Origin of the sequence: Paenalcaligenes suwonensis, from assembly GCF_011290505.1 — a bacterium.
Taxonomy (GTDB): domain Bacteria; phylum Pseudomonadota; class Gammaproteobacteria; order Burkholderiales; family Burkholderiaceae_B; genus Paenalcaligenes; species Paenalcaligenes suwonensis.
Map to the genome: position 1 here is coordinate 60,007 of NZ_JAANPV010000001.1, position 15,708 is coordinate 75,714.

Sequence of the window (15,708 nt, forward strand, 5' to 3'; positions counted from 1 at the left end):
GCCCGACCCTTGGTAAGGATCAGGCGCAGTTCCTGTGATAATGGTCAGAGACCAATTATTGGATGGTGACCCATTGCGGTGTCAGACGGTTGTCGGCACGGTGGATCACGTCCACGTTTTTGCCCATAGCCCAAGGGATCACTTGGTCATGCAGAGGGATGTGACCGAATTCTTGAGCGTGAATCTTCAGCACTTCTTGAATTTGCGCCGTACGTTTGGCGTCGTCGGTTTCAACCTTAATGTTGTCGATGAGCGCATCCACGTCAGCGTTGCTGTAGCCGCCAAAGTTAAAGGAGCCGTCTGCGCCCTCGCCTTTGCTGTGAATCAGACTTTGCAGTGTGTACAGCGCGTCAAAGGTAGGTACGCCCCAGCCAAACATGTAGGCGCTGGTGTCGGCGTTTTGTATTTTTGGCATGTAGGTGGCGCGCGGCATGGTGTTCAACGAGGCTTTCACACCCGCTTTGGCCCACATGGCAACAATGGCTTGGCAGATAGCTTCGTCATTGATGTAACGGTTGTTCGGGCAATCTAGCGTAAAGCTAAGCTCGTTCGGGCCATAACCGGCTTCGGTTAGCAATGTTTTGGCGCGCTCTAGATCGTAGGGCACACGCTCAGCCAATGCCGCATCGTAACCGTGCACTTGTGGTGCAATCATGGTGCCAGTAGGTAGCGATGAGCCACGCATAACGGCACGTTTGATAGCATCCATATCAATGGCGACGTACAGAGCCTCACGCACGCGAGCATCGGCAAATGGGTTCTTGCCTTTGATAGAACTGTATTTGAGTTCTGGGCTACTTTGATCCAAGCCTAGGTAGATGGTGCGGTATTCGTTACCTTCGACGATCTTGGCTTGTTGACGCAAGCGCTGTAAATCTTGTGCGGGTGGGTCTAGCACAAAGTCTACTTCGCCAGACAACAAGGCGGCGGTACGTGTGGCGTTTTGTTTGATGGGTGTGAAGACTACGCGGGTGACGTTACCGGGTTTGGTGTCTTTGCCCCACCAGTTTTCGTTTTCTACGTAGGTAGTACGAATATCCACTTCACGGCTTTCCAGCTTGTAAGGGCCGGTACCATTGGTGTTACGCGCCGAGAAGGTTTCTTGGTTGGCGTTAAAGTCTTGCGGTTGCTGCGCGTTATTGGCTTCGGACCATGCTTTGTTCATGATGAACAAGTTGGTGAGCTGACGCAGCAAAATGGGGTTAGGGCCATCGGTGATGATGTCTATGGTGTAGTCATCTACCTTTTTCACTTCTTTAATGCCGTTGACATAGGCTTTGTAGTTAGAAGTGGGGGCCATCGCACGCTCTAGCGAGAACTTAGCATCGTCGGCGGTAAAGGGGGCGCCATCGTGGAAGGTCACGCCTTCACGCAATTTTAAACGCCACGTTTGGGCGTCTGGCTGCTCCCAGCTTACTGCTAGGCCGGGTACCAAGTTAAAATCTTTGTCGTAGTCCACCAAAGGCTCGTACACATAGCTGCTGGCAGCGATGGTCATGCCTTCGTTTTGAGCGTGTGGATCTAAAGTAAGAATGTCGCCTTGGCTTGCCCAGCGCAAGGTTTTAGCATTCAACGCAACGGGGGCCAACATCAGTGCGGCCAGTGCGGAAATCAGTATTTTTTGACGCATTTTTGGCGTGTCTCCTGACAGTTTGCTGACAGATGGAATGCGGCAATAGTGCCTTAGGCTATATATCAACGTCAACGTTTATTATGGCTTAACCAAATAACCAGTTATTTGATGTACCGTAAAGATGAGTAGCCTAAAACGCATAGCCCACCTCGATATGGATGCATTTTATGCATCCGTTGAATTGTTGCGCTATCCGGATTTGCGTGGAGAGGCAGTGGTGATAGGTGGGCGTAGTGCCGATGCTCCTACCACTCTACCATCTGGTGAGCGGCGTTATGCCCGACTAGGGGATTACACTGGCAGAGGGGTAGTCACCACCTCGACTTATGAGGCGAGAGCGTTTGGGGTGTTTTCAGCGATGGGGCTGATGAAGGCGGCAGAGCTTGCCCCCCACGCCTATTTGTTGCCGTCAGACTTTGATGCGTACCGACATTATTCGGCCTTATTTAAGGCGGCGGTAGCGACGGTGTCTGACCGTATAGAAAACCGTGGCATTGATGAGATCTATATAGACCTTAGCCATCTGCCGGAGGACAGCGCTACCTTGGCGCAGCGCCTAAAAGACAAGGTGTGGGAAGCCACAGGGCTTACCTGTTCTATTGGTATTACGCCCAATAAGCTGCTGTCTAAGATAGCGTCTGAGTTAAACAAACCTAATGGTTACACCATCCTAAGCATAGAGGATGTGCCTACGCGTATCTGGCCGTTGGCGGTGAATAAAATTAACGGTGTAGGCCCTAAAGCGCACCTGAAATTACAAGAATTAGACATACATACGATTGGGGAGCTGGCGGCCACGCCCCCAGCGCTGCTGCAACAGCATTTTGGCTTAAGTTATGCACAGTGGCTAAGTCGTGTGGCGCAAGGTCAAGATGATCGTGATTTAGACCTTAGCCCCGAGCCTAAGTCTATTAGCCGCGAAACCACTTTCGAGCGTAATTTGCATGTACGCCAAGATAAGCAGAAGTTATCAGCGGTGTTTAAGCGCTTGTGCCAACAGTTAGAGGCCGACTTACGGCGCAAAAAAGTGCGCGCCCAAACCATAGGCATCAAAGTGCGTTTTCATGATTTCAGCACCGTTACGCGTGATCGAAGCATGGAAGTTCCGGTGCTAGAGGCGGCGGATATTCATGCGGCAGCGGGCCAGTGTTTACGACGGGTACCGTTTGATAAGCCAGCCTTACGATTGTTTGGTGTTAAAGCCAGTAATTTGGTGCCTGAAGACGAGGCCAGACGCTTGGATGAGGCCCCTCAGCAATTGTCGTTAGTGGGCTGGGAAGACGAGCAAGACTCGTTTTAAGCGCGCGGGTGTGGCGCATGCGTAGCGTCTGTGTGCCACATAGGCGGCAAACACGCAGTTTCTCTTGCATTTCTGCGCTGTAGCGGTAAATTATGCATAATTGCATGGTGCTTTTACCGTGCGCGCTAATGCCTTTGTTTACGTGAAACTAAACAAGGGCTTTTGTCCATTGTGGGGCTACATTTTTACCTGCCCACATTCTTTACCTATAGGGTTTGCCGTTATGCAATTTGATCGGTCCGGTGCCAAGGCGCTTATGGATATTACAGCTCGCCCGGAGCTGGTTTTTGTTCGAGGTCAGGGTTCCTGGCTGGAAGACCATAATGGCAAGCGATACCTGGATATGATTCAGGGTTGGGCGGTGAACGCATTGGGTCACAGCCCTAAAGTGATTGTTGATGCGATGCACGAGCAAGCGCAAAAATTGATGAACCCATCGCCTGCGTTTTACAACGAGCCTTCTATGGAGTTGGCGAAGCGTTTGACGGGTGCATCGTGCTTTGACCGTGTGTTCTTTGCGAACAGCGGTGGCGAAGCCAACGAAGGCGCGATTAAGCTGGCCCGTAAATGGGGCAAAGTGAACCGTAACGGTTCCTACAAAATCATTACCTTTGACCACGGTTTCCACGGCCGTACGATTGCGACCATGTCGGCATCCGGCAAAGAGGGTTGGGACACCATGTTCGCCCCTCAGGTTGAAGGTTTCCCTAAAGCCATTTTGAATGACATCGATTCCGTTAAAGCGCTGATCGACGACAAAACCGTTGCGGTAATGTTGGAGCCAGTACAAGGCGAAGGCGGTGTGATTGCGGCGACCAAAGAATTCATGCAGCAGTTGCGTGCGCTGACCCACGAAAACAATATGCTGTTGATCGTGGACGAAGTGCAAACCGGTATGGGCCGTACCGGTGAAATGTTCGCCTACCAGCACTCTGGCATCGAGCCCGATGTGATGACCTTGGCTAAAGGTATTGGTGGCGGTATTCCATTGGCAGCGCTGTGTGCAACCGAAGCGGCGTCTTGCTTTGCCCATGGTGAGCAAGGCGGTACTTACGGCGGTAACCCGGTGATGGCAGCGGCTGGTTTGGCCGTGTTTGATACCTTGGCAGCTCCTGGCTTTATGGAATCCGTGCAAGCACGTAGCAAACAACTGTCCGATGGCCTGAATGCGCTGAGCGACAAATGGGGCATGAATGGCGAGCGCGGTTTGGGTTTGCTGCGCGCGCTGAAAATGGACCGTCCTGATGGCGCAGCTATTGTGTTGGCGGCTCGCAATCGTGAACCACAAGGTATGTTGTTGAATGCACCACGTCCTGAATTGCTGCGCTTTATGCCCGCACTGAACGTGACGGAAGATGAGCTGGCTCTGGCCTTGTCTGAGCTGGACGCGATCATTACGGAAGTACGTGGCCGCTAAGCATTAGGCCCGTGTAGGGCCTATTCCTTACTTTTTGTAGGGATAAATGAACGTTATATAGCTGACTACATATTGAGCAGTATCAAGCTTTGCTCATTCTCATGTGTAGACCGGCGTAGCACCCTAAAACCCTTAATACGTGATGGCTTATAGGCTTGAGCGAATTAAGGGTTTTCTATATAGGTATTTTCATCTACTGATGTAGGGTGTAGTAGCTATAGTTGGCGTAGGGGCCAACTCGTATTCTGACCATAACGCACAGAACCGCGCTGATTTTTACAATAAATCAAAACGTTGCGGGTAGTGTAAGCAATGATGTCAGGAGAGTTCTATGAGCCCTAGTCCAGAAGCCAACACCGGTGCCACACCGCGCCAGAGCATAATCCGATTTTTCTCGCGCAAGGCACGCGCCGAGTCACTGCAAAGTGATGCGTCCGCTGCCAGTGTTTCTACTTCAGGCTGCCAAGGGGCCGCACGCTCCTGTGCAAGTCAGGCCGCACAACCCGATGCGGGCCGCCGAGCCTTTTTACGGGGGATTCCAGTGGTTACGGCTGCCGCCGTGGCATTGCCTACTCCCGCCATGGCTGATGAGCAAAACAAACATCGCTGGGCCATGTTGGTAGACGTGCGTAAATGCATTGGCTGCCAGGCCTGTACGGTGTCCTGTATTCAGGAAAACGCTGTACCGGAAGGCAGCTTCCGTACCGTGGTGTCTACGTATAGCGTAGCGCTAGAGGGCGAAGACCAGCCTGCAGGTACCTATGTGTTACCTAGGTTGTGTAACCACTGCGATAACCCACCCTGTGTGCCCGTGTGCCCAGTGGGGGCCACATTCAAACAAGAAGATGGCTTGGTGCTGGTAGACAGCGACCGCTGTGTGGGCTGTGCTTACTGTGTACAAGCCTGTCCTTACGATGCCCGTTTTATTAATCACCACACCGGTAAAGCCGATAAATGCACCTTCTGTGCGCACAGGCTAGAGGCCGGTTTGTTACCCGCCTGTGTGGAAACCTGTGTGGGCGGCGCACGTATTTTTGGTGACTTAAATGACCCTGATGGCGAGCTGAATCAGTTGCTGCAGGCCTCTAAAGATGAGTTGAAAGTACTGAAACCTGAGGCGGGTACAGACCCACAGGTGTTTTACATAGGGTTGGACGAGAAATTCCAAGGCAAGGTGGTAGGTGAAGCTGCCTTGTGGAAACCTCGTGCTTCTCTTTAAGTTCTGGAGCCTGCCATGTATACCCAAATTGTAGAAACCATTAACGTTTCCCGCGAAGTCGCTTGGTTGCCCTGGGCGGTACAGTACTTCTTCTTAATTGGCTTGTCGTACTGCGGCTTCTTACTGTCGCTGCCCGGCATTGTGTTTAAACGTCCATCATGGAGCGGTATTTCTAACTTGTCGTTAGCTGTTGCGGTGGTGTGTGGGATTAGCGCGCCAGTCGCGTTGCTAGCCGACTTGCACCAGCCCGGACGGTTTTTGAATTTTTACCTGCACTTCAACCCCAAATCCTGGATGGCATGGGGGGCGGTATTTATCCCTGTGTATGTAGGTGGTTTGTTGCTGTATAGCTGGTTGGCATGGCGTCCTTTACTGGCCAAAACTGGTGCGCAGCCTACACGTTACGCCCCTATTGCTAGATGGTTGTCCTTAGGGGGGCACGAAAGCCCCAAAGCCTTGGGTATTGCCGCCGTGATCACCACCATTGGTGCCATCTTAGTGGCGTTGTACACCGGTGCAGAAGTGATGGTAGTGGCCTCTAGACCGTTGTGGAACACACCGCTCTTGCCGGTGCAGTTTGTGGTGACCGCGATGGCGGGGGCTCTGGGTATGGTGCTGATTTTTAATCGCATGATGTCCAGACCCGATACGCTGATTGTGCAGAAAGCCTCGCGTTGGCTGGCCGTAAGCCAGTTGTGTGCCCTAGCGGTAGGCGCGTTGTGGTTAGTGATCGCACTAAGCGGCTGGTCGCCTGTACACAGTGCGGCGTTGGCGGAAGTGGCTCCGGCAGAAAACTGGCGTTTAGCCGCCGCATGGGCGGTACTGGCGACGGTCATTACTTTCTTGTTGGCATGGAAGCGTCCAGGCTCGGGTTTACTGATTGGTTTGTTGGCCCTGCACTCTACGTGGATGATGCGTTGGAGTATTTTCATCGGCGGGCAAGAAGTGCCTAAAACCGGTGCCGGTTACTACAGCTACCAATTGCCTTTGGGGCCAGAAGGATTGCTAGGCATTGTGGGTACAGCAGGTTTGTGGGTGTTCTTGTTTATCGCCCTTACCTCATTGCTGCCATTGAATCAGTTGGGTAATGCCCGTCAGGCCTGAATAGTAGGAGTACGAACATGAAAATAGAACGACGTGAACTCATTGCGGCGGGTGGTCTGGTTGCTTTTGTAGCGGGTTTTTCCCAAACATTGAGGCGTATGGCCGACAGCGTTTTGGGTAAACCCACTGGTGAAAAACGTTTGCACGGGCATTCTGCCGAGCCTGAATACATTGTTGACCAAAAAACAGGTGAAGTGCGCCTGAACCCTAACCAGCAAGTGAGCTACACCGGCTGTTTGGGCTGCACCACGTTGTGTGGTGTGCGTGTGCGCGTAGACAAGCGTACAGGTGATGTGATTCGTGTTACCGGTAACCCGTATAACCCTCTGTCTACCGAGCCACACCTGCCTATGGATGTGAGCTTTAAAGACAGCTTGGTAGGGTTGTCGCGCTTTAAAGATAAAGGGCTGGCTGGGCGTTCTACCGCCTGTGGCCGTGGTAATGCTGCGCTGGATCAAATTAACTCGCCCTTCCGCGTGTTGACCCCCATGAAACGTGTGGGGCCACGTAACAGTGGTCAGTGGGAAGCGATTTCGTTTGAACAACTGGTGCAAGAAGTTGTAGAGGGCGGAGACTTATTTGGTGAAGGCCACGTAGATGGCTTGCGCGCCTTGCGTGATCTGGAAACGCCTATTGATCCTAATAACCCTGCATTGGGTGCCAAAGTGAACCAAGTGGGTCACATCGTTAGTGTGAACGATGGTCGAGATTTCTTGGCCCGTCGCTTCTGGCAAAATGCCTACGGCACCCTGAACTATGTGGGTCACGGTTCGTACTGTGGTGGTTCATGGCGTTCAGGTTCAGGTGCGTTGTTTGGTGATCACCGTGGTATGCCTCACGCTAAACCAGACTTGGCACATGCGGAGTTCGTGATCTTTATCGGTACTGCACCGGGTAACGCGGGTAACCCCTTTAAACGTACGGGCGGTATGTTGGCACAAGGCCGTGCCGCAGGCCGTTTGGAATACGTGGTGGTAGACCCCGTATTGAACAACTCAGACAACCGTGCAGCTGGTGACCAAGGCCGTTGGGTACCTATTCGTCCCGGTACCGATGGGGCGTTGGTGTTGGGTATGATGCGCTGGTTGATGGAAAACGACCGCGTTAATAAAGCGTACTTGTCTAACCCTAGTATCGAGGTGGCAAAAGCCAATGGCGAACCCTCCTTTACGACATCCAGTTGGTTGGTGATTACTGAGCCTAACCACCCGCGTTACGGTCGCTACTTGCGCGGCTCTAACATTGGTATGGATATAGGCGGTGCGGAAGCCTTTGGTGATGATGATCCGTATTTGGTGATGAATGCCGCTGGCGAAATGGTGCCAGTGAAAAACATGCAAGAGTCTGCACTGTTAGAAGTGCAAACTACGGTAGAGGCGGCTGGAAAACCGCTGCAAATTAGTACGGCGTACGAGCTGTTGAAGTCCGAGGTGTTCTCTACAGACCTAGAGACCTATGCAGAAGACTGCGGCATTGATGCAGATGTGATCGCTGGTTTGGCAGACGAGTTTTCCAGCCATGGCCGTAAGGCCTGTGCCACAGCACACGGTGGCATGATGTCGGGTGCGGGTTTCTACAATGCGTTCTCGGTGGCCACACTGAATGCCTTGATTGGTAACCTGAACTGGAAAGGTGGCTACGTCATGAACGGTGGTGGCTACCGCGATATGTCTCCCGGCCCGCGTTACGACTTGGTGAATTTTGACGGGAAGATTCAGCCTAAAGGTATTCCTCTGGGTCGTAACATTCCTTACGAGCGCACTGCTGAGTTCAAACAGAAAAAAGAACAAGGTCAGGCGTATCCCGCACAAGATGGTTGGTTCCCTAGTGCTCCGGGTTTGGCGACCGAATGGTTTGCCAGTACCTTCCACGGCTATCCCTATAGCTTAAAAGCCATGATTATGTGGATGGCTAACCCCTTGTACGGTGTACCTGGTCTGCGCGAGCGTTTTGGTGAAGATTTGGCTGACCCCAAAAAATTGCCTTTGATTGTGTCCATTGATGGTCTGATCAACGAAAGTAACGCTTTTGCTGACTACATCGTGCCGGACTCCATGATGTACGAAAGCTGGGGTTGGACCTCGGCGTGGAACGGTGTGCCTACGAAGATGATGACCGCACGCTGGCCAGTTATTGAGCCTAAACAAGCCAAAACTGCTGATGGTCAGCCCATCTGTATGGAAAGCTTTGTGATGGCGCTGGCGAAAGCCATGGACTTGCCCGGCTTTGGCCCTGAAGGCTTGCGCGATAAAGACGGCAACGCGGTACCGCTAGAGCGTGCTGAGGACTGGTTCTTACGTGGCGCAGCTAACATTGCGTACCTAGGCGGTAAAGCAGTAGGTGATGCGACTGACGACGACATTGCCATGTCAGGTGTAGATCGCCTCATGCCGGCGATGAAAGCGTCCTTGAAAGACGATGAAATCCGCAAAGTGGCCTTGTTATATAGCCGTGGTGGTCGTTATGAGCCGCCGAGTGCAGCGCAAGATTCTGACAACGACGACTGGCAACGCCACCGCTTTAGCGACCCGTTGTGGGTATGGAGCGAACACGTAGGCGGTGCTCGTAATGCCATGACCGGTAAGCATTTTTCGGGCTGTGCGACATGGAAAGCACCAGCGTTCTTAGACGATACGCCTATGCGCTCAGTCTACAGCCAAGAAGAATGGCCACTGCTGTTGGTGAGCTATAAATCGGCACTGCAAAACTCGTACAGTATTGCGACGCGTATTACGGGCTTACACCCGCATAACCCTGTGGTGGTACACCCGGATGATGCAGCGAAACTGGGCTTACAAACGGGCGATAGCGCACGTTTGGAAACCCCCGGTGGCGTGATGCCGTGTACGGTGTTGGTGCATGCCGGTGTGATGCGTGGCGTGATCGGTGTAGAGCACGGTTATGGTCACCGTGAGTTGGGTGCGCGTAGTCATACCATTGGTGGGGCGGCGCAGCCCGATCGCTCGGACTTGGCGGCTGGGGTGAACATTAACGATTTAGGTATTGTGGATCCTACCCGTGCTAGCCGATCACCATGGGTAGATTCCGTATCGGGTGCCGCGGTGCGTAACGGTTTGCCCGGACGATTACTTAACGCTTAACGTTTTGGGACATAAACGGGGTTGCAATGCAGCCCCGTTTTATGCGACAGTAAGTCACACATGGCATCCCGATACAGGTTTACACACTAGGTTACTTGTAAGGCACACTCAGGCTTGTCATGATGGTTACTCACGGACATTGATGAGGAGGTTCACATGGCACAAACCCTGAAAGCATTCTTGGCAGCGGCTGCGATTGCATTTGGACTATTCAGCCCGTACGCCATGGCACAGGGCTCACCTGCTGCAACTGGTACAGCCATCCCGGTGGTCCAGCCTTCTGACGCCCAATTGCAGCGTTACGCGGATATTTACAAAGTCGTGGTGAAAGAAGCCGAGCCGTATCAGACTCGTTTTTCTGCAGCCAAGACCGATGAGGAGCGCCAAGCTATTGTTGTAGAGGCTGATCAACGTCTGGTCAATGTGGTCAAAGGCAAAGGTATGGAGCTGGATGAATATAACGGCATCAGCTTGGCCATACAGCAAGATCCAGCACTACGCTCTCGCGTAGAGGCCATGGTTAAGTAACCTACGGGTCTTACATTTGCGCCTTAGTCTTCAGCGACCGGGGGCATAATCTGATCTAATAAATCTGGGTCGGTCAGCAGCATTAAGTGGGCAAGTTCCGCTGCACTGCTGACCGATGCCTTATCCATAATACGTTGACGGTGCACATGCACCGTTTTTTCACTGATGCCCAAACTGCGTGCCACTAACTTGTTAGGTTGGCCTAATGCCAGTAAGCGGGCTACTTCATATTCACGTTGCGATAAGTGGGACAGCGCTTCTTGTGCAGCCGCACGGCGTTCCGAAGTACGGCGTAAGTGGCCGCCTTGGCGCACGGCATTTTCTACCGCATCCAGTAAGGCTTGATCCCTGAACGGTTTTTCCATGAAGTCACAGGCACCGCTTTTCATGGCTTGTACGGCGAGTTCTACGTCGCCATGCCCGGTGATGAAAATAATGGGAATAGACCAGCCACGACTGTGCAAGCGCTGCTGCAAATGCAGGCCGCTCATCACCGGCATACGTATATCCAAGACTAAACAGCCTAAATCAGCCGGCACGTCTTCGTGCTCTTCCATGAAGGTGATGGCGCTGTTGAAGTCGCGCACATTCCAGCCTACGGACTCTAAGAGAAATACCAGAGAGCGGCGAAAGGCATCGTCGTCATCGATAAGGTAAATCGTGGATTCTTTGATGGTGGATTCTTTATCAGTCATGTGCGGGTAATAATAACGTAAAGATCATGCCAGAGCCCTGTTCGGGTGTGCTGGCTGTCAGTTGGCCGCCATGTGCTTCGGCTATACCAACGCATATGGCGAGGCCCAGACCTAGCCCATTCTCTTTGGTCGTATAAAACGCGTCAAACACGTGTTGAATCGTGTCATTCTGTAAACCGTGCCCCCAGTCGCGTACAGAGATAGAAACCAGCGAGTCTTGCATGGTGACTTTCACCTGCAATAAGCGCTGCTCTGGGGGTAAATCTTGCATGGCATCCAAACCGTTTTTCAGCAGGTTCAGTAAGACTTGCTGTATTTGTAATGGGTCGGCTTGTATGCAGGTTTCAGGCGGCAGTTGGGCATCCAGCAAAATGGTGGGCGGGGTAGACAGCATATTGCTGAACAAGTCTAAGGAATCTTGTACCAACCGTATGATGGGGCGGTGTTCGCGCACCGGAGGGCGCTTACGGGCAAAGGAGCGCACACGCCCCAAAATGCCAGCGGCCGTTTCGGCTTGGGTGACGATTTCACTGGCAGCTTGGTTTAACGCATTGGGGTCTAAGCGGCCATTGGCTTGGCGGCGTAACAAGCTTTGCCCATAGTTAATGATGCCGGCTAAAGGCTGATTGAGTTCGTGCGCCAGATTGGCTGACAGTTCGCCCAAAATAGACAGGCGGGATAAATGGTCAGCTTGTTCTTGGCTAGCCTGCATACGCTCACGCATGGCTTCGCCTTCTTTAAGCGCGTTTTGCAGCAGCAGCGTGCGTTTTTGGATGAGGTACTCTACGCGCACGGTGTAGATCACCCACCCTACTAAAATCAGCAGTGCAATGGCGAGTACGGGCCAATAGCGCTCGGCCAAATGCTGTAAGGTGGGCTCGCGCAGGTATTGGTAAGGCCCGATTTTTAATTCTTTAAATAGCTCGTGTACGGACTGGTAATCGGCGGGAACGGCCCACGATACGCCTTGTTTGTCTGGCGGCATTTGCAGCAGGGCAACGGCCACTGCGCGCGCTAAGCCGGGGTTGGTGTAACGCAGCGAAGCCAACGGCCAGTTGGGGTATAGCCGCGACGATACCGCACAGCCCAGCGTGGTGGTGGGTTGGGGGGAAATGACCTTGAAGCGTTCTTGCCAGTTGGGCAGCGTTTCCAATAAGCAGCCACGTATGGCACCCGCATCGGCCTTGCCGTTTTCTACCGCTTGCCACACGTTATCCATGGGTAAGCCGGTGTATAACAGCTGTAAGTCGGCGTCGGGTTTTAAACCTAGCGCTTCCAGCTCACGCCATATCACTTGGTAACTGGTGAAACCCTCGGGCGAGGTGGTAGCAAGCTTTTGTTTTTTTAGATCAGATAAGGTGCTGAGGTCGTTACGATCAGCGCGGGCAATCACCGTAGTGCCCAGTGTGTTTTCGGCAGAAGGTCGCCCGTATTGTTCTAAGGTGGCAATACGGCTGGCTCCCAATAGGGTTTCCAGCGATACATAATGACCTGGGTTGGTCAGAATAAAATCCACATCACCATTTTCAATGGCATGTTGTAGCGTTTGATGATCGCCCTGCTTTAGGACGAAATGGTATTCGGGTAGTGCTTTATTGAGGTGCTCAATGGTGGATTGCCACGTGGCATCTGTAGCGTCTTGATCGCGGTACGCTAAAACGCCTATGCGTACATCTTGCAGCGGCACGGCAAGGCTATCTGACACATAGCCTAGTAATAAGCCTAGGGTCAGACACAAGCCCACACATCGGGACAAAAAAACGGTCATAAGACAGGGAAGCCAGAGCGCATAGACTTTCTATGTTAGCGCATCGTGGCACCCTGCAAAACTTACGACTAACCCCAATTACAGCTGTTGGCAGATGGCTTCGCCTACTTCCGTGGTGCTCGCTGAGCCGCCCAGATCTGGCGTGCGCGGACCATTTTCTAAAGTGTGTTCAATCGCCGACAAAATGGCATCGTGTGCGGCGCGGTATTCGCCTTGGCTATCGCCTAAGAAGTCCAGCATCATCGCACCAGACCAAATCATGCCGATGGGGTTGGCAATGTTTTTGCCATAAATATCGGGGGCGGAACCGTGTACAGGCTCAAACAAGGAGGGGAATTTACGCTCGGGGTTTAAGTTGGCAGAAGGTGCCAAACCAATAGTCCCGGTACATGCTGGGCCCAAGTCAGACAAAATGTCGCCAAACAAGTTAGAGGCTACCACCACGTCAAATTGTTCTGGCTTCAACACAAAGCGGGCGGCCATGATGTCGATGTGATGTTTGTCCCAACGTACATCAGGGTAATCGGCGGCACGTGCAGCCACGCGTTCATCCCAGTACGGCATGCTGATAGCTAAGCCGTTGGACTTTGTGGCGGCGCTTAAGTGTTTAGCGGGGCGGCTGCTCGCGACTTTAAACGCGTAGTCCAGCACACGGTCTACACCAGTGCGGGTGAAAACGGACTCTTGAATCACGACTTCGCGATCGGTGCCTTCAAAAATACGGCCACCCAAGTTGGTGTATTCCCCTTCGGTGTTTTCGCGCACGACGAGGAAATCAATGTCGCCTGGCTGCTTGTTTGCCAATGGGCAGGGTACGCCTGGCATCAAGCGCACAGGACGCAAGTTGATGTATTGGTCAAAGCCTCTACGGAATTGCAGCAAGGAACCCCATAGCGAAATGTGGTCAGGGATCACATCGGGCCAGCCTACCGCGCCAAAGTAAATGGCATCAAAGGGGGCTAAGTGTTCAAACCAATTATCGGGCAGCATCGTGCCATGCTCTTGGTAGTATTCGGCGCTAGACCAGTCTAGGTGTTCAAATTCCAGTTGAATGCCATGTTGTTGTGCGGCGGCTTGTACCACTCGCAGCCCTTCGGGCATAACTTCTTTACCTATACCGTCACCGGCGATCACGGCAATTTTATGAATGCGCATAGTTTGTCTCTGTAGAGGCTTTAGTATTGTTAGAAATGAAAGCCAGTATAGCGCTTGAAATCGCTAAAGGTTGCGCGTTGAACAGCCTGTTCACTAGGTGTACAGCAGTCTTGATGAAAGCTTGAGGGTATAATCAAAAATTGGGTCTGGATGTTGCGACCCTGATGGTTTGAGTGATCCTTTAAGAAGAACCCCAACGTGCACTATCCTGTTCCTCCTCTCACGCAACTAGACTCTTGGCAACACTTTGCAGACGCGGCTGTACAAGCCTCTGTGCAGCTGGATTCCGTACGCTGTATACGGGCTGCGGGCTTGCATGCTGATTTTAGTGGTCAGGTGTATTCACCCGAGCTAGAGGCCGCGGCCAAAACGTTGTTGGCGGATAGGCAGTTTGAACAGCAACGGGACGTATTACTGGGCGGAGGTATCAGTAATGTGACAGAGGGGCGTGCTGCATGGCATACCGCTCTGCGCGCACCGGCTGCACCTAAAGACGAAATCACCACTGAACGCGAACGCTTAAATGCTTTTATCCGTACGGCAGATATTGCACGTCGCTGGCGCAATATTGTGCACATTGGTATTGGTGGCAGTGACTGGGGCGTACGGTTAAGTGTGAGCGCGTTTGGGTACTGTAAGCAGTGGCGTACGGTGCGATTTGTGGCCAACATTGATGGTCACGCGATTGCTGGTGCGTTGTCTGACTTAAACCCTATGGACACCTTAATCGTGGTGGCGAGTAAGTCCTTCACCACGGTAGAAACACTGGAAAACGCATCGCGTGCCCTAGAATGGCTAAAAGCGGCAGATGTGCCCGACCCCTATAGCAACGTAGTGGCGATTACGGCACGTCCAGATCGCGCCCAAGAATGGGGCATTCCTGAACACAATATTTTCAGTTTTTGGGATTGGGTAGGCGGCCGTTTTTCGCTGTGGTCTGCGGTGAACCTGACTACCGCGATGGCAGTCAGCAGCGACGTGGTAGCGGGTATGTTGGCGGGTGCGGCAGCGATGGACAAGCACTTTGCCGAGGCTCCCATTGAGCAGAATATTCCCGTGCAAATGGCGTTAGCAGGCGTGGTGAATCGCAGTGTGCTGGGCTACGGGTCGTTAAACGTGGCTCCCTATGATTTCCGCTTAGGACATTTGGTGTCTTATATACAGCAGTTGGAAATGGAGTCGCTGGGGAAATCGGTAGATTTAAATGGTGAGTTCGTCACGGTGCCTACTGGCCCTGCTGTATGGGGTATGCCAGGCACGGATGCGCAACACACGTTCTTCCAGTGGTTACACCAAGGCAGTGATGGTGCACCGGTAGACTTCATCGTGTGCCAACATGCCGATCACAGTTGGCCTACACACCATCAAACGTTATTGGCGCATTGCTTAGCGCAGCGCGAAGCCATGCTGCGTGGCAAAAGTTATGAACAAGCCCTGCAAGAGTGCTTGTCTGGCGGATTGGAAGCCGAAGAAGCCTCGTGGCTGGCTAAACACCGTGTACACAAAGGCGGCCGTCCTAATACCTTGATTGTGTTGCCACATTTAACCCCGTATAGCTTAGGTGCGTTGTTAGCAGCCTACGAACACAAGGTGTTTGTACAAGGCCTGATTTGGGGCATTAACCCCTTTGACCAATGGGGTGTGGAGTACGGTAAAAAATTAGCCGCTGGCATCTTGGGCGAACTGCAACGCCCTAGTGTAGAGGCTACCCACCACGATGCGTCTACTACCTATTGGGTAGAGCAATTTAGGCAAGCAGATAGCCGCGATTAATCAAAAATAGACAGA

Annotated in this window: 11 protein-coding genes; 7 read left to right on the forward strand and 4 right to left on the reverse strand. The window is 52.6% G+C overall.

All coding sequences use genetic code 11. The features are described 5' to 3' along the window. Positions 1-55: 55 nt before the first annotated feature. The gene (locus GY634_RS00265) at positions 56-1,630 is read right to left on the reverse strand and encodes an ABC transporter substrate-binding protein (RefSeq protein WP_166406589.1); all 1,575 of its coding nucleotides are present in this window, start codon (positions 1,628-1,630) and stop codon (positions 56-58) included. A gap of 124 nt (positions 1,631-1,754) precedes the next feature. Here GY634_RS00265 and dinB point away from each other — a divergent pair, with 124 nt between their 5' ends. The 6 genes from dinB (at position 1,755) to GY634_RS00295 (ending at position 10,302) form a co-directional block, all read left to right on the forward strand. After that, positions 1,755-2,933: a DNA polymerase IV gene (gene dinB / locus GY634_RS00270; RefSeq protein WP_166406590.1), complete on the forward strand. Its 1,179-nt coding sequence runs from the start codon at positions 1,755-1,757 to the stop codon at positions 2,931-2,933. A 223-nt stretch (positions 2,934-3,156) separates the two neighbouring features. Then, positions 3,157-4,350 carry an acetylornithine transaminase gene (locus GY634_RS00275; RefSeq protein WP_166406591.1) on the forward strand — a complete coding sequence of 398 codons (1,194 nt, stop codon included), beginning with the start codon at positions 3,157-3,159 and terminating at the stop codon, positions 4,348-4,350. Between the two features lie 331 nt (positions 4,351-4,681). Beyond that, positions 4,682-5,569, forward strand: a complete 888-nt coding sequence (gene dsrO, locus GY634_RS00280; protein WP_242683560.1) for a sulfate reduction electron transfer complex DsrMKJOP subunit DsrO — start codon at positions 4,682-4,684, stop codon at positions 5,567-5,569. 15 nt (positions 5,570-5,584) lie between these two features. Further along, positions 5,585-6,673 (forward strand): NrfD/PsrC family molybdoenzyme membrane anchor subunit, encoded by a 1,089-nt coding sequence (gene nrfD, locus GY634_RS00285; RefSeq protein ID WP_166406592.1) that lies wholly within the window; start codon positions 5,585-5,587, stop codon positions 6,671-6,673. Between the two features lie 17 nt (positions 6,674-6,690). Continuing rightward, entirely contained in the window at positions 6,691-9,774 is a 3,084-nt protein-coding gene (locus GY634_RS00290; protein ID WP_166406593.1) for a molybdopterin dinucleotide binding domain-containing protein, read from the forward strand. A gap of 156 nt (positions 9,775-9,930) precedes the next feature. Beyond that, positions 9,931-10,302: a DUF4168 domain-containing protein gene (locus GY634_RS00295; RefSeq protein WP_242683561.1), complete on the forward strand. Its 372-nt coding sequence runs from the start codon at positions 9,931-9,933 to the stop codon at positions 10,300-10,302. 23 nt (positions 10,303-10,325) lie between these two features. Here the strand turns inward: GY634_RS00295 and GY634_RS00300 are convergent, their stop codons facing one another. From GY634_RS00300 to GY634_RS00310, 3 genes are all read right to left on the reverse strand, one after another. Further along, positions 10,326-10,997, reverse strand: a complete 672-nt coding sequence (locus tag GY634_RS00300; protein ID WP_166406594.1) for a response regulator transcription factor — start codon at positions 10,995-10,997, stop codon at positions 10,326-10,328. Continuing rightward, positions 10,990-12,765 (reverse strand): sensor histidine kinase, encoded by a 1,776-nt coding sequence (locus GY634_RS00305; RefSeq protein WP_166406595.1) that lies wholly within the window; start codon positions 12,763-12,765, stop codon positions 10,990-10,992. The genes GY634_RS00300 and GY634_RS00305 overlap by 8 nt, the downstream gene beginning before the upstream one ends. A gap of 78 nt (positions 12,766-12,843) precedes the next feature. Further along, positions 12,844-13,920, reverse strand: coding sequence for a tartrate dehydrogenase (locus tag GY634_RS00310; RefSeq protein WP_166406596.1), 1,077 nt, complete (start codon positions 13,918-13,920; stop codon positions 12,844-12,846). A 198-nt stretch (positions 13,921-14,118) separates the two neighbouring features. Between GY634_RS00310 and pgi the strand changes: the two genes are divergently transcribed. Next, the gene (pgi, locus tag GY634_RS00315) at positions 14,119-15,693 is read left to right on the forward strand and encodes a glucose-6-phosphate isomerase (protein ID WP_242683562.1); all 1,575 of its coding nucleotides are present in this window, start codon (positions 14,119-14,121) and stop codon (positions 15,691-15,693) included. The last annotated feature ends 15 nt before the right edge of the window (positions 15,694-15,708 follow it).